A 22,842-nucleotide genomic window follows, 5' to 3' on the forward strand; every position below is an offset into this window, starting at 1 on the left:
TTCTGCGGGCGGAATAATGATAGGCCAGGGTTTTTGGAAGCATTATGTTGGCAAGTTTTTTGCCAGCCTGGTGTTATTGGCGCCTTTGGTAACCTGGGCGGCATCTGAGACAGAATCTCGCAGTTTTTCGCATAAAGACTGGGATCTGGTATGTGATAACACATTGACTTGCCGGGCTGCGGGGTATTCACCTACGGATACCGAATTAGGAGTAACCGTATTATTAACCCGTGAGGCTGGAGCGGCAACACCGATAATCAACCAGGTTATTCTCGCAGAAATAGGCGAGGTATTCAGCGATAAGCCGCGCGGTATACCGGAATTGGTGATTGATAAGCGCTCATTGGGGAAATTAAAGGTAGACAATGAGCAGGATGAGATATGGCGCATGGATGCCGCTCAGTTAACCGCATTTTTGAGTGCTTTGCGCCGGGATAGCCAGATATCTTTCAAAGACAATCTGGGGGATTACGTTTTTTCTGGTGCAGGTTCCAGTGCAGTCTTGCTTAAAATGGACGATGTTCAGGGGCGTGTAGGCACTTTGGGTGCCCTATTCAAAAAAGGCCCAAACGATGAATCAGCGGTCAGAAAGCCCGTCGCGAAACCCGTGATTATCAAAGTACCGGTCAAAGATAAAGAAAGCCGTGAGATGACTCCGCAGGAAATGGCTTTTTTGAAACCCCTGTTAATGAAAGAGATAAGCATTGATGAGGATGGGGGGTGTTCAGATGAGTTGGTCAATGCACCCGACGTTGTCTGGCAACTGGCTCGGCTCAATGAAAATCAGTCACTGGTTATTATCGAATGTTGGAGGGCAGCCTATAACTATGGCGCTATGTATTGGGTGACTGACAATGACATGAAACAGCCCCCTGAACTGATTACCGACAGTGGTACTGATTATCGTGATGGAACCATAGACTTCTTGATGAAAGGGCGTGGTTTGGGCGATTGTCTGGATTATGAGTCCTGGGTATGGAACGGAAAAACCTTCGTTAGCAATGAGGCGGGTAATTCAGGGCGTTGCAGAATGATTCGTGGTGGTGGTGCCTGGAATATGTTGTCTTTGACTTCGACCGTGGTGGCACCCTGAAATTGCTATTGATTGGGAACACATGCTTTCAGACGAGTTTCTTTTAAAACACCAATGTGCCGTAATACGGCACATTGGTTGATGGAGAAACATTTTATCAGCAACTGCGCTGAACCCACTATTTGCCGACCGGCAAAGTCACCTCTGGCAGCTTCAAGCCATAGCGGCTTAACGGAATGATAGTCACCGACGTTGGTGTGCCGGTAATTGCCACGCGTTGGGTTTCACCCGCCATCAGGTAGTAATTCTTCAACGGAACGATCTTATTCGCCGGCAGCAGGGTCACCTGTGGAGCCAAACGAACGACGTGTTTCCCAGGGTTGGCGATCACCAGCTGTTGCCCTTCTACGCTGAATTTCAATTCTTCCCACGGGGTTTTGGTCTGAACCACGGCGCTGGGCTGCACAATAAAGCCGATATCCTGGCGGATAGGCATTTTGGCACTGTTATCCGCAGCCTGGCTGACGCCCTCAAACGAGGCTTTCAGCAACACTTCATGAGTGAGAGGCGTGCCTTGTTTCAGCACAAAATTGATCTGCTGGCTTTGCCCGGCGTCGATACGGGTGATCGGCGGTGAAATCAGGATCTGTTTGCTGAGGTTATTGTTGTCCAGATCGATCAGTTTGCTAACCAATAAAATTGGCGCTGAAGACATATTCTGGATGTTGAAACTGACCCGGCCTTCGCTCTCATTCAGGATGATGGTGGTGCTTTCCAGCTTGAATGAAGCCTGAGCCTGGGTAGCCAGCAGCAGCGCAGCAAACAGACCCAGCCAGCGCAGAGTGGAGAGTATGAACGGGTGAAGCATCGGTTTCTTGCTCATTGCAAACATGGTAGACCTCATAAAGTGTCAAGTAGAGCTTGTATTAAGTGTAATCCCTGTCTGAAAGAAAGACAGGGACATAATCATCAAACGCGTTTAGCGGCAAATGGCCTCGGCGGTTTCATACACGGCGTTAGCATCAAACTGGGTCGGAGCCTGATAATCGACCTGGCATTCACTTTGGTTGGTGACCTTGATACGGAGCGGCTGGCCGATATCGTCATTGATCAGCATCACGTTGCCGTCGCCGATCACCGTGCCCATAAACTGACCGCTGCTGCTCAATACGCTGGCCCCGACCGGGATGGCAACACCGTTGGCATCCCGTATCGTCAGCAGCAACTGGCGGGTTTCCGTTACCGTAAAGAGTTTACTGGCAACGGAACCGCGCGCCAGGGCAAAATCAGCTGTGGTGCTGTTCAGGCGGATATTCAATGGCAGCGTTTTCGTGTCAATCTGCGCCGTCGCCGTGGTATAGGGCTGCAATGCGGGCAGAATGGCATTGCCTGAATAGTTGGTCAGCGTTGCGCCGCTGCCAGGGGCCTGTACGCGCAGGTTACCCTGCTTAGGAATGCTGACAATGGCAAAGGTATCCCCGATGGGTTGTGAAGACGTGGCTGCACTGCCGTTGGCATAGGCCACGGCGCCGCTGGCTGACATCGACACAGACCGGCTCTGGTTGGAAGACTGTGACACCCCGGTCGCCAATTGTGCATAGGGGGTGCGCAGGTTGGCGGAGCCGCTCACGCGTTGCTGCTGCTCTGAGCCGGTTACCCCGACGGTATACCCGCGGTTTTCCCCCCATGTCCCCTGATAGCTGGAGCCCAAAGACAGGTTGTTATCAACCGATTGCACCCGGTTGTTCAGCGTACCCTGGCCCAGCGGCAGCGACAGGCTGGCATAGGCTGTTTCGCCAAACGCAGAGGATTGCAGGCTGAGGCTCACCGTCGCCCGGCCCCAGCGCTGGCTGCTGGACAGCGTATGGGCAATATCACTTTTACCGTTGTGGTAATACTGGTTATGCGACGCCACGTAGGAGAACGCTCCCCAGCGTGGATGTGCCCAGGTAATTGCCGCGCTGTTGGCATTGCGCAGGGTCTGGGTGGTTGGGGCCTGCCGGTAGGCCTGGCCGCTGAGCGTCTCATCGGCGGTCAGGTAATCTTCTGAACGGTACAGGGAAGAAAACGAGGTAGAAACATTGCCACCCAGTGTGGTCTGCGCCTGCATATCCAGTTGATAGCCCTGCCGGTTGTCTTGGGCGCGCGCATAACTGAGGCCACCGGCCAGCCAGCCACGTTCGGTGCCGGTGTAACTGTGCTTCAGCGTCAGGTTCTGGTATTCGCTGGCGAACAGCCCGGCAGTTGTCATACGCTGGCGGTTGGCGGGGCTGAAGGCCACTTCACCGGTGATGAGGGATGGGCTTTCCGCCGGGGTACCCACCGTTGAGTTTGGGTTGCGGTAACGCCCCAGGCCCAGTTGATAACTGGTCGCTTCCCGGTAATTATTGACATCCAGCGCATTGGTCACGGAGAAACGCTGCCGGCGGCCATCTTCTTCAATGATTTCGACATCGGCAGGCACCCCATTAGAAAAGTTGCTGATGCTGTTCAGCGAAAATGGCCCCGGTGCCACCACGGTGCGGTAGATGGTGCGCCCACGCTGGCGAATTTCGACGGTGGCGTTGGTATTCGCGATGCCTTTAATCGGCACAATCAATTGCGAAGCACTGAATTGTGCGCTGTCGGAATAGAGTTGTGCGCCCAGCATCGGCAAACCGGAAAAAGAATCGCTGTTGCTGCCAAACTGACCGAGTTGCAACACGGATTTAAGCGATTCCACCGCGCGGGAAGCCGAGGTTTCTTCCGAGGTATAGCGATCGGCGTTCAGGCCACTGGAGACGCTGCTGCGGTTGCGTACCACCCAGTTGCTGACGTTGAGCCCGGGCTCCAGGATCCCCTGGAAGAAGCGCAGGTCATTGCCGCCAGAAATCTGTTGGCCGAACAGGTTGTAGTTGAGCAGTGCGGCATAGCCACCGCGTTGAAAATCATCCTGTGATGGATCAAACGCCTCTTCGGGCAGCATCAGTTCCAGGCGAAATTGCCCGGGATAGGCTTTGCTGGTTGCGGTGGGCCAGAGGGCGCTGAGTGGTTCGCAGTCAGAGGCGAGCTTGGGCTGGCGCAGTTTCAAGGCGATAAGGAGCGCCTGATCGACACAAAGCTGGCCATCAGCGTCAAACCGGGCATCGACGGTATACGAGCGAGCAGCATTGATCTGAATAGTGACGGTATTGACACCCGGTAGAAAGCGGGCTTCTTGGCTGAAGAAATCGGCGACATCAGCGGTATAACCCAGAGCCTCCAGCGTTTTAAGATCAAAGGTCGGGCTCTTTTCATTTGCAGCAGTCGCCACTGTGGGCAGTAGCACGAAAGCTGATATCAGGGAATGAAATGAGACACGTTGCATTATCATTCTGGCACTTCCAGTCAATCCGTACATCATTACCGTCAAATAAGGTATAGATAAATAATAGGCACGAAACTCTGTGCCTGAATAAGATAAAATAGTAGGGAAATATTAAATGGCGAACGCGAAATTGAGGGTCGCAGAACCGTCAATTTTGGTGTTCTCAGTAATAGCACCGTTCATGGTGCTGGTACTGGCCAGGTATGCATCAGTGGCAAGATCCGTTTTAAATACTCTACCGGCTGTTAATACATTGTTTGTTGTTGCCCAACTGGTTTGATTTCCTCTGGTTAAATAGGCGGCTCCAGCTTGCACCGTACATTGCCCAGGGTTCCCTTTGCACATCGTTGTTGGAACACCATCTACGCTCGAATTCCCACCAAAAAGAATGAGAAATGCGCCAATCTTGCCGGTGCCATTCACAAAACCCAGGCCGTAGTGGTTGGTTGCTCCGCCACCTGGATAGGTAACCGCCATTGAGTCACTACGATTATCTGTTGGAGTGATGGTCAGATAAGTCATGGCATCGCAGGTAATCGTCCAGCTTTTGGTAAGCCGGGAAAGCCTGGTGATTGCGTCAGGTTTGAGTTGTGATGCTGATATAGCGCCCAAATTATAAACTCCGTTATTCGGCGCAGCAATGGTGCAGGTCGGTGATCCGATTTTCCCTGCCACTTGCAGTTCAGCCGTTGGGGCAGCGGCCTGCGCATTTGCCACCGCCAGCAAGAGTGAAGACAATGCTGTTAACGTAAGAAAATGTTTTTTCATAATTTAATAAAACCAGTATCAATATAATGTTGATGCGTTATACAACTGATATGCCCGCCAGAAAGGCGGGCAAGCTCAGATAGGATCAGATGCCGTAAGCAAAGCTCAGGGTCATGGAGCCATCCAGGTTGGTGTCGTCGGTAATCGCGCCGTTCATGGTGGCAGAGCTGGCCAGAACCGGGCTGACGATAATATCGCTGACGAAAACCTTGCCACTCTTTTGAGTATTGGCCGTTGGTGTTGCCCAACCAGAACGCAGCCCGGTGGTGATATCGGCCGTTGCTGCCGGTGTAAAGGTGCTGGAAGCCGAGGTAAACAATTCGGAAGCAACACCGTCTACGGTCGCATTTGCCATCTGTGCGGTGTAGTAACCGATTTTACCGGTACCGTTAACCATGCCCATGCCGAAGTTGGTGGTAGCGACGGTGCTGACCGAAGCAGCACGGTTGTCCACTGGGGCAAAATTCAGGTAGGTTTCTGCATCACAGGTGATGGTCCAGGTTTTGGTCATCGGCGTCAGCGCGGTAGTAGCCGCTGGTTTTACCATGGTGGCAGACAGTCTGCCGAAATCGTATACACCGTCATCGGCGGCAGCAACGGTACAGGCAGGAACGGTCAGTTCTCCGATTACTTTCAGTTCTGCGGTTGGAGTGGCTGCCTGAGCATTTGCCATGGCCAGTAACAGGGTAGACAGTGTGGTCGCGGCAATTACGTGCTTTTTCATAAAACAAAAATCCATATCTATAGTGTGATAATAACAAGGGATTAGCTCTATTGGCCGATATATTGGAATAAAGCTATTAAATAAGAATTGAAGGTATATACCCTTTATACTTCACGTTGCTTGGGTGTTGGCTGCGTTACACGCCCTTCGGGGCTGTTGCTTGCTGCCAACAAGCTACTTGAATTATTGGGGGTATATATTTCATCAATTCTGGTACTTACCAGAGAATCACTCATATGTTGAATAGACACCATGCTCGCCCGGGGGTGTGATATTTACCCATTCGGTAGCAAGGAGCCTATGTCAGAGAATAATTCTTTGTTAAAACAATATACTTAGCAGCATGAGATATTCATTTTTGGCGCAGTAGTTAAAAACAAAAAATAAGGCAGCGCTAATTTTCTGACAGAAAATCAGCAAATAACTTATTATTTAAACAGTGCTTGATATATTCATGCAACCTAGCTGTAAACCGAAGAACTCATAACTTCAATGTAATAACCTTTCTATTTTTGTTACCTCGTTTTGGTTATAATAACTAGTTGGGGTTATTAGCCGAGGGCGATTTTTTCTGCTCAATAGAATATAAGTACTGTAGTACTGTCCGTGTTATTTACATTAAATGAATACGCTGTGTTTACGATGGGGGCGACTATAGAGGGTTTCTAAATACTTGAGGAGATATTTTTTTGTTTCATACGATGCTTGAATTGAATGTAATTCAGGGTGTTTTTATTGCAAAACAACAGGATAGGGGGTTTTAATGGAAAATATACGGCGCAAATAATAAGCAAATATCGTAAATTAAATAAATATCGCTGGATGAAAAACAAAAAAACCGACGATTTTATAATCTCTAATCGCCAGTCGGGACTAATATAACCAAACTATGAATGGCGATAACTTGATCTTGATCAAAAAAAGTAAAGTTAGTAGGGTTTTTCGGGATAAATGAGGTTTCTAACATCAGGACATGGGGAGGTTGTTAGTGCTTTTCGGCTCTGTTAGCTGCGGTTGCCAAGCTAAAGTAGAGGCCCGTTTTAAGAGGATACCTACCATCAAGCGGTTTGCTACTTGCGTTCGCTTGCCACTGCATCATCACCTCTCTGTCACTTGAGTTATTCAGGACATAAATTGTTACCCTGGTTTGTAAAAATATTGTTATGAAAATCACAAATAAGAGCGGGTGACTGGATGGAAAGGTATTTATTAATCAAGATATTTGTTAATATATTAACGAAGTTGATTTTGATTTTATCTTATTAACATATAAGGAATTGTTCTATGCTAAGGTTTGATTATGCCGCCTGCCTTTGCTAATCAGCCGCCGCGCTGGTTAATCCCGTTATTGGGCTCATTAGTGGCTTTTGGCCCACTGTCGATTGATATGTATTTACCTGCTTTACCCGCGATGGGGCAGCAACTGCAAGCAACGCAAGGGCAGATGCAATATACGTTGGGGGCGTTTTTCGCGGGTTTTTGTATTGGCATGTTGCTGTACGGGCCGCTTAGCGATCGGCTGGGGCGACGAAAATTGCTGCTGAGTGGCATGTTGCTGTTTGTGATTGCCAGCGCATTGTGTACTCAGGCTACGCAAGTGGAACAGTTGGTGCTTCTGCGGGCTTTACAGGCATTTGGCAGTGGCGCTGCCGTCGTGATGGCACGCGCGATTGCCAGAGATGTTTATACTCCCGATCAGTTGCCCCGAGTCTTGTCATTAATGACGTTGGTCACCATGGTTGCGCCGCTGCTGGCACCCTTGTTGGGCGGGGTTTTACTGACGGTGTTTGACTGGCAGGCTATCTTCATGTTGTTGGCGGTGGTGGGCTGTATCAGTGGGTTACTGGTGTTATGGGTATTGCCAGAGACATTAAAAACGCAGTCTAAGCAGGCAGGCAATATCCTGAAGGCGTTTCACAATTACTGCCTGTTGGTAAGAGATCGAGAGGCGATGGGCATTATCGCTACCTTGGCATTTTCCTTTGCGGGGATGTTTGCCTTTATCAGCGGCTCACCTTTTGTTTACATCAGCTATTTTCAGGTTCCAGCGCAATATTATGGGTTGCTGTTCGGTTGCAACGTGATCGGCATGATCGCTGTGCTGCTGCTTAACGTGCGGATGCTGAAAGTCTACAGCCTACCGCGGTTATTGATGATACAAAGCAGTGCTCAGGTGCTGTTTGGCCTGCTGTTATTGGTTTTCTATCAGCAAAATCTGACGATTCTGGTCATCCTGGTGGTGCTGTTCATGTCACTGGTGAATGCGATTGGCACTAACAGCCTATCGTTATTATTGCAACAGCGCGGTCAACAGGCGGGGAGCGCCAGCGCGTTGGCGATCTCATTGCAGTTTGGCATGGGGGCTTTGGCAAGCCTGGCGGTTTCATGGTTACAGGATGATACTCCGTTTGCTATGGCACTGGTGATGGCCGTTTGCGCAGCGTTGGGTTGGCTCGGGCAACGGATGTCTGTGGTGCGTTTGCATTCGCAAGTGCAGCAGATTGGTTCTGAAAAAGACGATAAATAGTGTGAATTTATCTCGGTTACACCATCACTTGCCGTACCAATGATGATAAGGCGAGTGATGGTGAAGTTCTTTAATGGGGGCTGGTAATAATGCCGCGCAGCAGCTTTTTCAGGATCTCCACTTCATCGGCAGGGAAGGCCGCCAGCACTTGTTCCTGTTGTTTGGCAGCGATATCTCTTAATACGTCGGCTTGGCGTTCACCGCTGGCCGTCAGGCGATAGCCGTTTTCAGTGCTTGATACCCATCCTTTACGAGATAACGCTTCCTGCGCTGCTTCAATTTCCCGGGCCGGCATCGCCACTTCCGCCAGTAAACCGGCCATATCAAGAGATGCATCGCTGTCCAGCACTAGCAGCATTCTGGCTTCGCTGACGCGCAGCCCCGTGGAAAGTTGCTTGGGCTGATAACTGGCTTGATAGCTACGTAATGCTTGTGTGAGTAAATAGTAGACGTTATGACTCAAACGGTTTTGCCTGGCACTAACCAGCCTATTTTCTGGCAAATGCTCTGATACCTGGGGATAAGGCAGCACCATGGAATAGGCTCCTTGGTGATACACCAGAGGGGCACGGCCCAGATCGTCAAACGCCACCACTTTGCCAATCAGTATCCAGTGATCACCGCCATCAATCTGTTGATATTTCTCGCACTGAAAACGAGCGGCACAATCCACCAGTAAAGGGGCGTTACCGGCACCCATGTCTACTTCAATCCCGGCGAATTTATCCTCGCTGGGGCGAGCGAAGCGATTGGACAAATCCACCTGATCGGCGGCCAGCACATTAATGGCAAAATGGTTGGCTTGTTCAAAGACCGGGTAGCTGCCGGAGCGTTTATCAATACTCCACAACACCAGCGGAGGATCTAACGATACCGAGTTAAAACTGTTGGCGGTGACACCGACCCGGGTGCCATCCTGAGTTGCAGCAGTCACTACCGTTACACCGGTGGCAAAATTACCTAACGCACGGCGAAATGCACGCGAGTCAAGGACATGGTCTGTGTGATGTGTCATTAAATAGGTTCTCCAGCTCGTTACACCATCGTTGGATCAGGGTCTAAACCCATCAATTCGCGCCCCAGTATCTGCGCGCAGACATCGTAATCGGTATAAGCGTGTGCCCCGGTCATATGCGAGTCGCGGAACAGGCGCTGAATTTCATTGCTTTCCATCCAACTGGTGGCTCCGGCTGCGCTGAACAAACGATCTACCGCCGCAATACACATTTTTACCGCATAGGCTTGATTGGTGCGCCAGTAAGTCAGTGTTTCGTGAGAGGGATATTGATGACGCCTGCCGTGTTCGGCATGTTCTTCCCAGGTTTTTTCTAAAAAGGCACGGGCAGCCGCCACCTGATGAGTGGATTCTGCCAAACGCATCAGCGCCGGGGTTGCGGTGCCTACGCTGGCGCCGGTATAGGCGCGCACCCGGTTTTTGGTTTTTTCCTTAAAGGCGACCAACATGCGTTCGGCCACGCCCAGACTGATGGCGGCAAAACCGCAGGCAAAATAGGGGCGATAAGGGGTGTAGAAAATAGGGCTGTCTGGGTAGAGGTCATAACCCGCAGAGCGCCCCTGCATCATGTCTTGAGCGGCTTCAATACGGTGATTGGGAACGAAGGCCTGGTTGATAATCAGCGTTTTGGAACCGCTGGCGCTCATCCCTACCGCATACCAATCATCACGTATTTCATAATCGCTGCGAGGGATCACGCCAAAGCTGTAGATCGGTTCACCGCTGGCGTTTTTGCGACGAAAACCGACAATTGCCCATTCAGCATGATCGCAACCGCTGCTCCAGCCCATTTCGCCACTCAGATAAACCCCTCCTTCGGCTTCCTCAATCCGGCCAAAAGGGGCGATGCTGCTGCTGGCGGTGGCGTCTGGGTTTTCACCCCAGATCTCTTGTTGCAACTTTGCGGAAAACATTGCCAGTTGGTGGCTGTGGGTACACAGCAAGCTGAAAGCCCAGGCCGTTCCGCCGCAGGCACCGGCCAGTGCGGCAACGCAGTCGGTGAATTCAGGTAAGGATATTTCCAGGCCGCCGAACTTTTTCGGTTGGAAAGCACGGTGCATACCTATCCCTTTTAATAACCGGATATTTTCATCCGGTACTTTTCGATCTTTTTCTGCCTCAGCGGCATTCGCAGCAATCAGTGGCAGAATTGGCAGTAACTTTTCCAGCATCGGGTTAAGGGTTTTCATCATCGAGCTTCCTCAGTAATGGTAAATATACGGCAATTCATCCTTTATCAACCGCCCTTCAAAGCGCTCAGGAAGCGGAGTCAGGTGTTAAGCCACCATGTAGTGAATGTTCGACGAGTATGGGGGACGGGTATTTTAATGGAATGTAACATTCAGGTAAAAAATTGTACTTTTCATGTTAAATATCGAAAGCGTGATCTCCCCACGCTCTAGGAGGCATCACGTTGTTTGCCGTAGCTGAAGTGGCAGAGCCCCCGTTGGGGCCCTTGTTTTTATTGTAAATATTGTAAAGCGTTAACCTGCTGGATTTGAGTTGCAACGGCGATATGAGGTTAACCACTGATAAATAGGTGCAGTAATGGTATTGGGTACTATTGTTTTTTGAGTGTTTTCATCTCTTGTTTGGCTTTCGCCAACTGTGACACAAAATCGGGGTTGGTATGCAAGGTTGCAACAACCGAACTGGCTACCACGCGGGCAGCATCTACATCGCTTTGCCAATGATAACCACAAATAACACGGCTCTGCCCGAGCTCATAGCCGCGTTTAAGGATCTCATTCTGGCGGGCTGGATTAATTTCAGCCAGGATCAGGGCTACAGACCAACCTATGGCAGTGTGTCCAGACGGATAAGAACCATTTGTTGAGAGCATTTTTTCATCTTCCGGTCGGCAAGTCGGTTCATTAAAAAATGCAAATGGCCGTATACGATTATAATGTTTCTTGGCTGAACGGGTTGCATATTCCCCGGCATCTTCTTTCATTGTGGTAATTAAGGTAAATATTTGTGGTGTTTTTTCCTTGGTTATCTGGCTACCAAAAGCTTCGGCAAAGTTATTCAATAAGCTGTCTTTGGTCACATCTGCATCGGCATGAGCCTGCTTTCCTCGTTCCGTATTACGCAGAGACTTTCCTTCATCGTACCAGGCTTTATCTCGTAAAAAATCAATGCTGGTGTAAGAAGGTGGAGGGGGAAGCAATTTTAAACTGTCTGGCGTCTGTTCATACGTCAGATAGTGGTCATTCGCAGCCTGAACACCGACAGAAAGCGACAGCAGCATAAGGGTAGAGATTATTGCTTTTTTCATTACTAACGTCCTCATCATCTTTCCTTCCATAAAATAGAGACTGCATTGAAAGCAAAAAAACCTAAGTTTCTATTTATTAGCCTGCTGAAAAGCTAATAAATGGAAACTTAGGTTTTGCCTGGTAATCAGTTACAACCCTAAGATGAAAATGCAAATCTAAAAAAAATCCTAACACTGATAGCTTGATATGAAAAGTGACTGAAATTTGTTTTTATTGAAATGTGATGCAGATAACACATTAAAAAGCATTTTTATTTTAATGCATTAAATATCATGTGGTTACAATTTATTTCTCCCACGTTATAGGCTTGATTTTTGGCGACAACTGAGGAGGTATCATGATTGTTATCGATAATAAGGAATACTAATAGTAAATAATAAAATATGTTTGCTACTATTTTTATGCAATTTTGTTAATTTTTAATACAATATTAATCACGCTAACCATTGCTCATAATATTCAACGCCATTACTTTCATCATTTTTATCTTCAGAAAACTCACCCTTTATCACATTTATGAGAATCCATTTTAATCAGTTACTAGGATAATGACTTTAATCATTTTTTGTATCGCAGCTTGTCATTATAAACGCAGCTATTTGATGCTTTATTATCGTAAGGAGAAAGTTGTATGCAAGAAGATAAGGTTGGGCCTGGAGCTTATTTGGCGCTTGTTTTCGCCGCCGTTTTCTTTTCCGGGTTATTAGGGGGGAATGAATGGTACGGCGTATTTGATTTCACGACCCTCAACGGCACCTTTGGTAAGGTTGTCAGTAAAGTCAGTCTGGACGGGGAGACCCTGACTACCGCAACCAGCGCTTTTCGTGGTACGGGCGGCAACGGTGCAATGGACGGTTTCCTTTTTGCCTTAGGTCTTATACCCGCCGTTATGTTTGCCCTTGGGATGATTAATGTTCTTGAACATTACGGTGCACTTCGCGCTGCACGCCGCTTATTGACTCCACTGCTACGCCCATTATTGGGTATTCCTGGCACTACCGGCCTGGCAATGATTGGTAGTTTGCAAAGCACCGATGTCGGTGCATCTTTGACGCGCAGCCTGTCGGATGACGGCCAGCTAACGGAAAATGAAAAAGATGTCTTTGCCATGTTTCAGTTTTCGGCGGGGGCGATGATTACCAACTTTTTCTCTTCGGGAGCCATCTTATTTACCCTGGTCGCTATAGATGGCAGCACAGCTGTTCCAACATCAATCGGTGCGTGCATCGGGGTCATGTTTATCATGAAAATAGTTGGTGCGAACCTGATGCGTTTGGTTCTTGCCATCACCAATAAAAAAGTCAGCCGCTAAGCAGGCAAGGGAGAAACATGATGAGCACACCACAATCGAATCCTGTTATTACTGATATTTTTGTCGTTGGTGCCCGCAAGGGCTGGAATATTGCCACCAGTAGCACCCTGCCTAACGTTGTGATGGCATTTATCATTATCAAAGCGTTGGAAATAACGGGGGCACTAAAAGGGCTTGGAATTCTGTTTTCGCCGCTTATGGGGTTGTTTGGCCTGCCTGGAGAGGCTGCTGCGGTGCTTATTGGCGGCTGGATGTCAATGGGCGGTGGGATCGGCGTAGCCATTGGTCTGTTCGACAAAGGCATCATTACCGGTGAACACCTCGCTATTCTCGCGCCAGCCATTTATCTGATGGGCTCGCAGGTGCAATATCTTGGTCGCATTCTTGGGGTGATTGGCACAAATGCAAAACGTATCCCTTTGATGATCGTGATCTCTATTATCAACGCATTTCTGGCCATGCTGTTGATGCGTATTATTATTTAGAACAGGATGATTTATGAATATTGAACAGTACATACAGGAATTAGAGACGCTGGTAAATGTGGATTGCGGTACGCAAACGGTCAGCGGTGTAGCTAAAGTCGCCGGTATCATGACATTGTTATGGCAAAAAGAGGGTTGGCATACTGCGAATGTTGATCTCGGCCCACAGGTCGGCCCAGGCGTGTTGGTGACCAACAAACCGCAGGCAAAACGCTTTGATGTGCTTTTGGTCGGCCATTTGGATACGGTCTTTCCTGAAGGTACGGTTGCCGAACGCCCAATGAGCCGTGATGAAACACGTTTATATGGCCCAGGCGTGTCGGACATGAAAAGCGGATTATTGAACATGTTATGGGCAATCCGCAGGCTGGATGACGCAGATAAACAACGCTTGTCTATTGCTATCGCTATGAACCCTGACGAAGAAACGGGTTCGGTCAGATCGCACGAATGGATAGGCGAACTGGCCAAGCGTTCCCAAGTGGTACTGGTCTGTGAAGCTGCACGTGCTGACGGTTCATTGGTAAAAGCGCGGAAGGGTATGGCTGGATATCAGCTCACCTTTAATGGGGTAGCGGCACACGCAGGCAATGATCCAGAAAAAGGACGTTCCGCAATTACTGCGCTTGCCAACAGCGTTCTGGCCATTAATGCTCTGGGCGATACTCAACAGGGAACGACGCTGAACGTGGGGGTGATTCACGGCGGCAGCGCTGGCAACGTAGTGGCGGATAAGGCAATAGCCGAAATAGATCTCCGTTTCTGGGAAAATGAAGAATATGACCGGGTTCATCACCAGCTCGAAACGCTGTGCGCCAGAGGATTTCTGGCTGGGGTAACGACAACGCTCAGGCAAACCACCCATAAACCGGCAATGGCGGGTAATGAGGATACTGAAGCGTTGCTCAGGCTGGTGGAAAAAGCGGGTTTCGCGGAGGGTATCCTGGTGACTTGGCAGGCTGTAGGCGGAGGGAGTGACGCTAACCATACGGCAGCGTTGGGCATCCCTACGCTAGATGGTTTTGGGCCTATAGGTGCGGGTTTTCACAGCGCGGCAGAATACCTTGAGATAGGCTCGATTGAACCACGTATTCGATTACTGTGCCGAGTACTTTCCATGCTGTAAAAATGAGGCGTTTATACCCGTGCCTCCAGATAGATATCATCATTGAACAGGGTTCTGGAGGGCGGGTAAGATCACGGAAACGCACTGGCGAAACGTTATAAGTACAAACTGAAGTCATGATTTTTCCTGCTGTGCTGGGGGGAATCAGCAAAGCCGTATAACCTGGCGGCGGGATGAGCCTGTTTCAGCAGGAGAGAAGGCCAGGGTATATCCCGGCATTCTGAAGCAGATATTGCCATAGCAACAAGATTTTGGTTTTGCGTTATTGCAGCAAAAGTGGGGGAAGATCTTAGGCCATGCTGGTCGCAATGAATTTTTAACGAACTGCTGATAGCCGCGTGGGCAAGATCCGTTTATGCTCGCGGGTGGGTTGTTGTTACGCCCTGTCCTGCAAAGAGAACCCATACTTAAGCAGAGAGTTGAATATTTTATCCTACCTAGGGTAAGCGAGTAATAATGCAAATAATGAATTTAAAACAGGCCAAGATCGTCAGTTTCATCTTTGTGATGGGGGGGATACTGCTGCTGCTGCCGTTGCAGCTTCTTACCTGCTTTATGGCTGGTTTTCTGGTCTATGAGATTGTGAATATCCTCACGCCGCATTTTCAGAAGGTGATTGGCGGTAAACGAGCGCGCTGGTTAGTTGTGGTGGTGATCAGCACCCTGGTGGTGAGCCTGCTGACCGCGATAGTTGGCACCATCGTCGGCTATCTGATGCAAGATATGAAAAATATTTCCAGCATCAATACCCGTATTGCATTCATCTTGCAGGATGTCCAGCAGGAAGTAGCGAAATACATGCCAGGCTACCTGCCGTTGAGCGTAGAAGAACTAAAAAACGAGATCTTGTTCCGCCTACAGCAGCATATTGCGCTGTTGCAGACTATGGGTAAAAGTATCCTGCATGGTTTGGTAACCATGCTGATAGGTATGGTGCTTGGGGCAATTGTCTCTCTGCACAACATTGATAACACTGAGGATCGGCCGCTGCTGAAGGGTGAGCTGATGAAAAGGATCTCGCTGCTGTCGCAGGCGTTTCGTAATATCGTCTTTGCTCAGGTTAAAATATCAGCGATTAATACCTTCTTCTCCGGCATTTTTATCCTGGGCGTGCTGCCGCTGTGCGGGATCCATATCCCACTGGCAAAAACGCTGGTGGTATTTACTTTCATCTTTGGCCTGCTGCCGGTGATTGGCAACCTGATCTCCAATACCATTGTTTTTATCTCTGGCTTGTCGGTATCACTAGGCGTTGCATTGATTGCGCTGTTCTACCTGATTGTGATCCATAAGTTCGAGTATTTCCTCAATGCGCGTATTGTCGGCACTAAAATCAACGCCAATTCCTGGGAGATCCTGCTGGCGATGCTGGTATTTGAAGCAGCATTCGGGCTGGCAGGCGTGGTTGCTGCCCCGATCTACTACGCCTACCTGAAAAGTGAACTTAGAGAAGCGGAACTGATATGAGTGCTGCCTGGTTGCCACGCATTCAAACGCGGCAGCGGCGTTATTGGACTAAGGAGATTTAGCATGCATAAGCGTTATCTTGATTGTTGTGCGTCGGAGTTGGCAGCTATCGATCGGCAGGGTTTGCTCGAATCCCTGCAAGCCAGCGAAGGGCGGATCTTGGTAAGCGAGACGATCGGCGCAGTGCAGCCGATGCTGATGGATATCACTAATGCTGAACTGGCCGCTAGCCAGGGAGCTGACCTGCTGCTGCTAAATCTTTTTGATGTCGATAAACCGCGGCTCCAGGGGCTGCCAGCAGGCATTGTGCCGGAAAATAGCTTGCGTGAGTTACAGCGCCTGACGGGCAGAGTTGTCGGTGTCAACCTGGAAGCGGTGGACCCGAACTTCAAAGATACTCATGGTGAATTCTGGGCGGCGACCAAAGGTCGTTTAGCCACGGCGGAAAATGCCAAAAAGCTGGTGGCTATGGGGGCGAAATTTGTGGTGCTGACCGGCAATCCCGGCAACGGCATCAGCAATGAAACCATTGGCCATTGTTTGCAGGAAATCCGTCAGGCAGCAGGCGACAGCCTAGTGATTATTGCTGGGAAAATGCATGCGGCGGGCATTTTGACACGGGCAGGGGGAAAAATTATTACCCAGGAAGATGTGAGCACTTTTGTTGCCCAAGGCGCAGATATTGTCCTGCTGCCTGCACCAGGAACAGTGCCTGGTATTACTCAGGAATATATTGAACAACTGATAGACCATGCTCATAGGCAGGGTGCGATGACCATGACGGCCATTGGCACTTCGCAAGAAGGGGCAAGCGTTGAAACTATTCGCCAGATTGCGCTGATGTGCAAAATGGCTGGTACTGACCTACATCATATCGGTGATGCGGGTTATACCGGTATGGCGTTGCCAGAAAATATTATGGCTTACAGCGTGGCGATCCGCGGTATTCGGCATACCTACAGCCGTATAGCCCGTTCAGTTAATCGCTGAGGTTGCAATTGCACAGCCTAGGCCGCCCTAGGCTGTGTCCTTCAACCACCTGGAATTAGCGTTTAGGTAAAGGCGAAATGCCGTGTCCGCCTTTAGAACTGGTGCCAGCTCGAGCCCCTGTGTCCAGCAAGTCCATCACTCCTTTGGCTCCGCGCAGGCCAACAACATGGGTTGCCAGATAACCTTGCTCAATTTCCTGCAAATCAGCCGTGGTTAGTTTGATGGTGGCTGCTTGCATGTTTTCCAATTGGTGTTGCGGATTGGTGGTGCCGGGGATCGGAATAATGTACGGTTTTTGTGCTAGCAGCCACGCCAAGGCGACTTGGCCGGTTTTGGCATTGTGGCGGGCAGCCACGTTATCCAGCACATCCACCAAAGCCCGGTTGTGGCGCATGGCTTCGTGGGTAAAGCGCGGCATGGTGCTGCGGCGGTCAGTATCGGCAAATACGGCATCGGTTGGCACGGTTCCTGTTAAAAAACCTTTGCCCAAAGGAGACCAGGGAACCAGTGCGATGCCCAGTTCTGCGCATATGGCCATCACTTCTTCTTCTGGATCGCGCGTCCATACTGAATATTCGTTTTGCAAAGCAGCTACGGGTTGCACGGCATGGGCGCGACGGATGGTGGCACCACCCGCTTCGGATAAGCCGAATTCGCGCACTTTGCCTTCGCGGATTAAATCCTGCACGGTACCGGCCACATCTTCAATTGGTACGTTAGGATCAACGCGGTGTTGGTAAAGCAAATCGATATAGTCGGTTTTGAGGCGTTTCAGGCTGCCTTCTACGGCAAGGCGGATATTGGCAGGGGTGCTATCCAACCCTGTAATATCGCCCTGTTCATTAATTTTGAAACCGAATTTTGTGGCAATGACCACATCTTTGCGAATTGGCTGCAAGGCATTGCCCACCATTTCTTCGCTCAGCCAGGCACCGTAGGCTTCGGCGGTATCGAAGAAATTTTGCCCTGCATCAGCTGCACCGCGAAACAGCTGTACGGCATCAGCCATGGCCATCGGTTTATTGAAGCCCCAGGCCGCATTCATACAGCCTAAGCCGACGGGATACACACTCAATTGACCGATGCGGCGGTGTTGAATTCGCTCAGCGGCGGCTGAATCGAATAGGTTCGAACGGCTGCCCAACGCCGCCGAACTGGCTTGCAGGCCGAACAATGAAAATGTTGCTAATCCGGCTCCAGCCTGTACGGAGGCTTTTAAAAAACCACGCCGGTTGAGTGGGATGTTTTTCATGGAGAAACTCCTGTTGAAATAAAAGTTAATCTTATTGACGTTGTTTAGCCGATTGCATTTCCTGCAACCTATGGCTTGTCATGATGGTAAAGCTGAGGTGTATAAACGGTTTTTCAAATGATGGTTAAATTAAGAAAGACTATTAATATCCGCTCAATAGACTGATAGCCAAATAAAACCCGCACCCATTATGGTGATAACATTGCTGATATATAGACTTCTATTATTGAACCTGATGAGACGTTTTTTATATACTAATAATAAATTACAATAATTCTAATGTTGGTAAGAGGTATTTAATTGAGAGTGATGGTAGAAGGTTTATATTCTATGAGTATCCCTACCTTTCGTAGAGCAATATAGCGGCCACCATCAGGTTTAACTAGTGGGGTAATAGTGTATAACGCTATGAGTATGATTCATTAATACTTTAATTGAGTAGCCTGCCTCTGGCAGAGGAATGGGCGTTTTTTTCCGGTAGAATTGCCGAATCTATCGGCTTTCCGTAACGTGATTGTGTGGGGATAGAGGGTTTCCGGTGGTACTTGGCTGAGTTACCTCATGCTGCCATTTTAATGAGAGGGTTCCCAAATGGGGCACCCTCATCTTGCATGCATGCAGGTAATAAATGGCATATCGGGGTGAGCACTCTGGCGGGATATTTTCCTTTTCTTACCAGTAATATTTATCGTAAGAACAGCAATGAACGCCTATTGTTGATACCAGCCAAACGGGCAGTAAAAAAATTCTTAGCCATAATAACGCGCTGAATTGGTAATAAACATCCTGTTAATATTTCCTCCTGGTGATACCTGCTGCTAAAGCCATTGCACCAAGAAGCAGTGAGATGCCATAAAAGGTTTCATCATATCCGAATATAGAAATTAGCGGGATGCTGAGTAGAGGGGAAAGGAATTGACCGGTAAATATTGATGTGGTCAAAATTCCTCCCGTTAAGCCTCTGTGTTGTTCTGGAACAAGGTTGAGCGCAATAGCGACGAAATTCGGCGAGACCGTGGCGTAACCTGCACCGATGGCTGCGGCGCCGATAAAGATTACCCAGGGTTTTACCCCAGAGTTGATGAGAGTAAATCCGAAGGCCATCATGGCGTAGCCCAAGGTGTAATTGCCCAAAAAACCGATTGTGCGTTTTATCCGTGCATAGAGTAAAGCTGCGCAACCCCCTGCCAACGTCAAGACGCCCAGGGTGGAACCGGTCATCATGGCGCTGTTGTAGCCTTGTGCATTGAAGAAAAAGGGGAGTTGTGTCGGCATGACGAAGAAGATCATATTCGTCATCATTTGCAGTATTGCCAGAGTAAAAATAAGGGGTTTCCAGGCAGGATGCCCATGGTTTCCTGGCATCCTGGCGCGTGAAGCTGGTCTGTCAGGTTCGGTGATGGCTACCCACATGAGTGGCAGAAAAAAGACCGCCAGGCCATAGATAGCGAATGGCAACCGCGGTGAGATCGCCGCCATGTATCCGGCCAGAGAGATAAACAGAAAACCGCCGAAATTCCGTGCCGATACCTGTAGCCCTACCAAGTCATTGCGCTGGTCGCCAGTGAAGTAATCACCAATCAGAGCCGTTCCCGATGTCATGATAAGCGCTACGGCCACTCCAAGAGCCAGGCGACTGGCAAAAATTGCAGGCAGGCTTGGGAGATAGAGGCCAGCACTGCCGGTGATGATGAACAGGAGCACGCCGACTAACAACATCCCGCGTCGCCCAAAACGATCGGCGAAAATGCCTGCAAATGGAGCACATAGAACAATGCTTAGAGAGGGGGCCGGTACCAGAAGGCGTGTCAGCATTCCCGCATTGGGATTGCCTGAAAAGGCGGCCTCAAGCCCTGCCAGAGCGGGACTGATTGTTGCATTCGCCATAACGGTTAAACTTGCCGCCATCAAAAGAGCGATGGCCCTTTGATCTCGCCAGACAGCTTTTTGGGGGTGAGCAGGGGCTTGTTCCATGATCGGTTTTCCTCTTGCAAGAATTGGTGTGTTGAGTCATCGTACAAGCTCAAGTCAACTTGAGGTCAAGCATGAAAATCTTGGATATTGGTGAGGTGGTGCAACAATCCGGCGTATCGCCTTCAACGCTGCGCTATTACGAAGAAATTGGCTTGATCGCCTCTATCGGGCGGCATGGGCTGCGGCGGCAATTCAAGATGGACGTCTTGTTACGGCTTTCATTAATTGCACTCGGTAAGTCCGCAGGTTTTTCGCTGGTTGAAATTTCCAGTATGTTTGGAAAGGATGGGTTGCCGGATTTGCCGCGCGCAAGCCTACATGCCAAAGCAGATGAGTTGGAACGCCAGATCCGCAATCTCACGGTTTTGAAAAACGCTCTGCGCCATGTTGCTGATTGCCCAGCACCATCACACCTTGAGTGCCCAACATTCCGGCGTTTAATTTTGACGGTAAGCCGCCGTAAAAGGAGTAAAGCAAAATAAGAAAATAGGAAAAAGACGCCAATAGCGAGGAGCGGTGCAGAGCCTGGTTACCTATTTATCTCTGGGGACATGTGGTGGTCATTCTATTATCGAACTGAAATGACCCAAATTTCGCCGGATACGTAAAAAACCAGATATGCATTGGGAAGATTTTTCACGCTAACTTATTGAATCAGCATCACATAAAGATTCGAAAAGCAGCATGAAAACAAGAAATTGGCTCCTCTGACTGGACTCGAACCAGTGACATACGGATTAACAGTCCGCCGTTCTACCGACTGAACTACAGAGGAATCGTGTGAACGGGGCGCATCATATCCAGCCGCTTAGAATGTGTCAACGCTAAATTGGTGGTGGCAGAACAACTGCTCATCATCTGAGCAAGCTTAGTGGGAGAGCGCATCATTGCAGGTATATCCACGCTGTAAGCGTGCCAGCGGGTTTTGTTTATAGAAACGGCAAAAATGGTCATACAACATAGGAAAACGATTTGCCAATAACTCTGGGGCACTGAAAAAATATTCAGAAAGCACAGCAAAACATTCTGCCGGATCGCTGGCAGCATAAGCATCCATACTGGCTGCTTCTTCGCCAACCATATCTATCTCATCTTGTAAATTTGCCATTGCTGCATGTAAATCATATTCCCAAGCAGTAATATCACGCAAAGGAATGGAAGGGACGCCGGTGGTGGTACCGCCATTGCGCATATCCAACTTATGTACTGCCTCATGAATAACGAGATTGAAACCGGAGAGATCGAAAGAGTCTTGCACATCTAGCCAGTTCAGAACAATTGGCCCTTGTTCCCAACTCTGGCCTGATTGTACCACTGGCCCGGAATGTACCAGACCAATGTCGTCCTGCCATTCATCCTCTACGACAAAGGGGGTAGGATAGAGCAGAATTTCATTAAACCCATCCAGATGCTCGGCTCCCAGTTCCATCACGGGCAAAGCAAAGAGCAAAGCGATACGCGCCTGCATTAAAAAAGTTAATTCAAGCCCTTGTAATGGCACTATACGTTTACTTTGCAAGATCTGGCTGGCGGTTATCACTAAACGCCGTTGCTCGTCTTCATTCAAAGGAGAGAGCAGAGGAATATCCAGTGCTTCCTGCCACTGAGTAAGTATTTCCACTTGTGGTTGATGCGTTTTCCATGGCCATTTAATCATAGCGTCGCTCATAAAAGTCACTGGTATTTTGGGTAGAGATTGACTCTGCAAAAATAGTGTTGTGGTAAGCATTGCATGGTGAGATGAGGGCAAATCAAACCGTATGTATAAGAATGAGAAGATAAGCTATTTCACGAATTCGGATTTTTCATCTCTATACGATTATTCAAACAGTTACGTAATCTTTTGTCTGTGATCTAACGCCCACATAGAATATTACCGCCGTTTGTCCTCCTTGGTAACTCCATTTTTGTGATTAGGGAAAGACAGCCAGCATGGGTAATCTTAAAATAAAAAAGGCGACATAAATATTATAGTCGCCTTTATTTTCAATATGATACGAAATTTAGTTAAAAAGCAGTGCTACCTTTGAAAAGGCCCACTTTCAGATCGCTGGCGGTATAAATCACTTCACCATCAACCAGAACTTCACCATCAGCAACACCCATAATCAGTTTGCGGGTGATGACTCGTTTGAAGTTGATCCGGTAAGTGACTTTTTTAGCGGTGGGTAATACTTGGCCTGTGAATTTTACTTCACCAACACCCAATGCGCGGCCTTTACCTTCGCCGCCCAACCAGCCAAGGTAGAAACCAACCAGTTGCCACATGGCGTCAAGACCCAAGCAACCCGGCATGACGGGATCACCGATAAAGTGGCACCCAAAAAACCACAGGTCTGGATGGATGTCGAGTTCAGCTTCTACATAGCCCTTATTGTGGCTGCCACCGTCTTCGGTCATTTTGACCACGCGGTCCATCATCAACATATTACCTGCTGGCAACGGTGGGCCACCAGCGCCAAACAGTTCGCCACGGCCAGATGCTTCGAGGTCTTCTTTTGTATAGGATTCGCGTTTATCTACCATGTTCTCAGTAAACCTTAT

General features: G+C 49.0%; 18 protein-coding genes, 1 tRNA gene and 1 pseudogene. 8 read left to right on the forward strand and 12 right to left on the reverse strand.

Annotated elements, in window-relative coordinates; all coding sequences use genetic code 11:
- The first annotated feature begins 16 nt into the window (after positions 1-16).
- Positions 17-1,093 (forward strand): DUF1176 domain-containing protein, encoded by a 1,077-nt coding sequence (locus Z042_RS13395; protein ID WP_024913579.1) that lies wholly within the window; start codon positions 17-19, stop codon positions 1,091-1,093.
- Positions 1,094-1,211: 118 nt separating this feature from the next.
- Here the strand turns inward: Z042_RS13395 and Z042_RS13400 are convergent, their stop codons facing one another.
- The 4 genes from Z042_RS13400 to Z042_RS13415 form a co-directional block, all read right to left on the reverse strand.
- Positions 1,212-1,901 carry a fimbria/pilus chaperone family protein gene (locus Z042_RS13400; protein ID WP_037407037.1) on the reverse strand — a complete coding sequence of 230 codons (690 nt, stop codon included), beginning with the start codon at positions 1,899-1,901 and terminating at the stop codon, positions 1,212-1,214.
- Between the two features lie 111 nt (positions 1,902-2,012).
- On the reverse strand, positions 2,013-4,385 hold the full coding sequence (locus tag Z042_RS13405) for a fimbria/pilus outer membrane usher protein (protein WP_024913577.1): 2,373 nt from the start codon (positions 4,383-4,385) through the stop codon (positions 2,013-2,015).
- 105 nt (positions 4,386-4,490) lie between these two features.
- Positions 4,491-5,147 (reverse strand): DUF1120 domain-containing protein, encoded by a 657-nt coding sequence (locus Z042_RS13410; RefSeq protein WP_024913576.1) that lies wholly within the window; start codon positions 5,145-5,147, stop codon positions 4,491-4,493.
- Between the two features lie 85 nt (positions 5,148-5,232).
- Positions 5,233-5,871 (reverse strand): DUF1120 domain-containing protein, encoded by a 639-nt coding sequence (locus Z042_RS13415; protein ID WP_024913575.1) that lies wholly within the window; start codon positions 5,869-5,871, stop codon positions 5,233-5,235.
- Between the two features lie 1,300 nt (positions 5,872-7,171).
- Here Z042_RS13415 and Z042_RS13420 point away from each other — a divergent pair.
- Positions 7,172-8,398 carry a Bcr/CflA family multidrug efflux MFS transporter gene (locus Z042_RS13420; RefSeq protein WP_024913574.1) on the forward strand — a complete coding sequence of 409 codons (1,227 nt, stop codon included), beginning with the start codon at positions 7,172-7,174 and terminating at the stop codon, positions 8,396-8,398.
- A 70-nt stretch (positions 8,399-8,468) separates the two neighbouring features.
- On the opposite strand, the gene Z042_RS13425 is transcribed toward Z042_RS13420, so the two are convergent.
- The 3 genes from Z042_RS13425 to Z042_RS13435 form a co-directional block, all read right to left on the reverse strand.
- The gene (locus tag Z042_RS13425; protein ID WP_024913573.1) at positions 8,469-9,413 is read right to left on the reverse strand and encodes a p-hydroxyphenylacetate 3-hydroxylase reductase component; all 945 of its coding nucleotides are present in this window, start codon (positions 9,411-9,413) and stop codon (positions 8,469-8,471) included.
- Positions 9,414-9,433: 20 nt separating this feature from the next.
- Positions 9,434-10,606 carry a p-hydroxyphenylacetate 3-hydroxylase oxygenase component gene (locus tag Z042_RS13430; RefSeq protein ID WP_202901343.1) on the reverse strand — a complete coding sequence of 391 codons (1,173 nt, stop codon included), beginning with the start codon at positions 10,604-10,606 and terminating at the stop codon, positions 9,434-9,436.
- Between the two features lie 368 nt (positions 10,607-10,974).
- Positions 10,975-11,691, reverse strand: coding sequence for an acid phosphatase (locus Z042_RS13435; RefSeq protein WP_024913571.1), 717 nt, complete (start codon positions 11,689-11,691; stop codon positions 10,975-10,977).
- 632 nt (positions 11,692-12,323) lie between these two features.
- On the opposite strand from Z042_RS13435, the gene Z042_RS13440 reads away from it, so the two are divergent.
- From Z042_RS13440 to Z042_RS13460, 5 genes are all read left to right on the forward strand, one after another.
- Positions 12,324-13,004, forward strand: a complete 681-nt coding sequence (locus Z042_RS13440; RefSeq protein ID WP_037407010.1) for a nucleoside recognition domain-containing protein — start codon at positions 12,324-12,326, stop codon at positions 13,002-13,004.
- A 20-nt stretch (positions 13,005-13,024) separates the two neighbouring features.
- On the forward strand, positions 13,025-13,489 hold the full coding sequence (locus Z042_RS13445; protein ID WP_024913570.1) for a YjiG family protein: 465 nt from the start codon (positions 13,025-13,027) through the stop codon (positions 13,487-13,489).
- A 13-nt stretch (positions 13,490-13,502) separates the two neighbouring features.
- A complete protein-coding gene (locus tag Z042_RS13450; protein WP_024913569.1) occupies positions 13,503-14,615 on the forward strand; it encodes a M20 family metallopeptidase in 1,113 nt (370 codons plus the stop codon).
- A gap of 456 nt (positions 14,616-15,071) precedes the next feature.
- The gene (locus Z042_RS13455; RefSeq protein ID WP_024913568.1) at positions 15,072-16,082 is read left to right on the forward strand and encodes an AI-2E family transporter; all 1,011 of its coding nucleotides are present in this window, start codon (positions 15,072-15,074) and stop codon (positions 16,080-16,082) included.
- Positions 16,083-16,145: 63 nt separating this feature from the next.
- A complete protein-coding gene (locus tag Z042_RS13460; RefSeq protein WP_024913567.1) occupies positions 16,146-17,072 on the forward strand; it encodes a DUF7916 family protein in 927 nt (308 codons plus the stop codon).
- A 151-nt stretch (positions 17,073-17,223) separates the two neighbouring features.
- Here the strand turns inward: Z042_RS13460 and Z042_RS13465 are convergent.
- Positions 17,224-18,171: pseudogene (locus Z042_RS13465) on the reverse strand (aldo/keto reductase); the annotation flags it as partial.
- 942 nt (positions 18,172-19,113) lie between these two features.
- Positions 19,114-20,298 carry an MFS transporter gene (locus Z042_RS13470; protein WP_024913565.1) on the reverse strand — a complete coding sequence of 395 codons (1,185 nt, stop codon included), beginning with the start codon at positions 20,296-20,298 and terminating at the stop codon, positions 19,114-19,116.
- A 71-nt stretch (positions 20,299-20,369) separates the two neighbouring features.
- Here Z042_RS13470 and Z042_RS13475 point away from each other — a divergent pair, with 71 nt between their 5' ends.
- Positions 20,370-20,780 carry a helix-turn-helix domain-containing protein gene (locus Z042_RS13475; protein WP_024913564.1) on the forward strand — a complete coding sequence of 137 codons (411 nt, stop codon included), beginning with the start codon at positions 20,370-20,372 and terminating at the stop codon, positions 20,778-20,780.
- Positions 20,781-20,997: 217 nt separating this feature from the next.
- On the opposite strand, the gene Z042_RS13480 is transcribed toward Z042_RS13475, so the two are convergent.
- The 3 genes from Z042_RS13480 to fabA all read right to left on the reverse strand — a co-directional run bounded on the left by Z042_RS13480 (position 20,998) and on the right by fabA (position 22,824).
- Positions 20,998-21,073: transfer RNA gene (locus tag Z042_RS13480), tRNA-Asn, on the reverse strand.
- 93 nt (positions 21,074-21,166) lie between these two features.
- Positions 21,167-21,955 (reverse strand): DgsA anti-repressor MtfA, encoded by a 789-nt coding sequence (mtfA, locus tag Z042_RS13485; protein ID WP_024913563.1) that lies wholly within the window; start codon positions 21,953-21,955, stop codon positions 21,167-21,169.
- Between the two features lie 350 nt (positions 21,956-22,305).
- On the reverse strand, positions 22,306-22,824 hold the full coding sequence (fabA, locus tag Z042_RS13490; protein ID WP_024913562.1) for a bifunctional 3-hydroxydecanoyl-ACP dehydratase/trans-2-decenoyl-ACP isomerase: 519 nt from the start codon (positions 22,822-22,824) through the stop codon (positions 22,306-22,308).
- Positions 22,825-22,842: the final 18 nt, after the last annotated feature.

Source organism: Chania multitudinisentens RB-25, from assembly GCF_000520015.2.
GTDB lineage: Bacteria > Pseudomonadota > Gammaproteobacteria > Enterobacterales > Enterobacteriaceae > Chania > Chania multitudinisentens.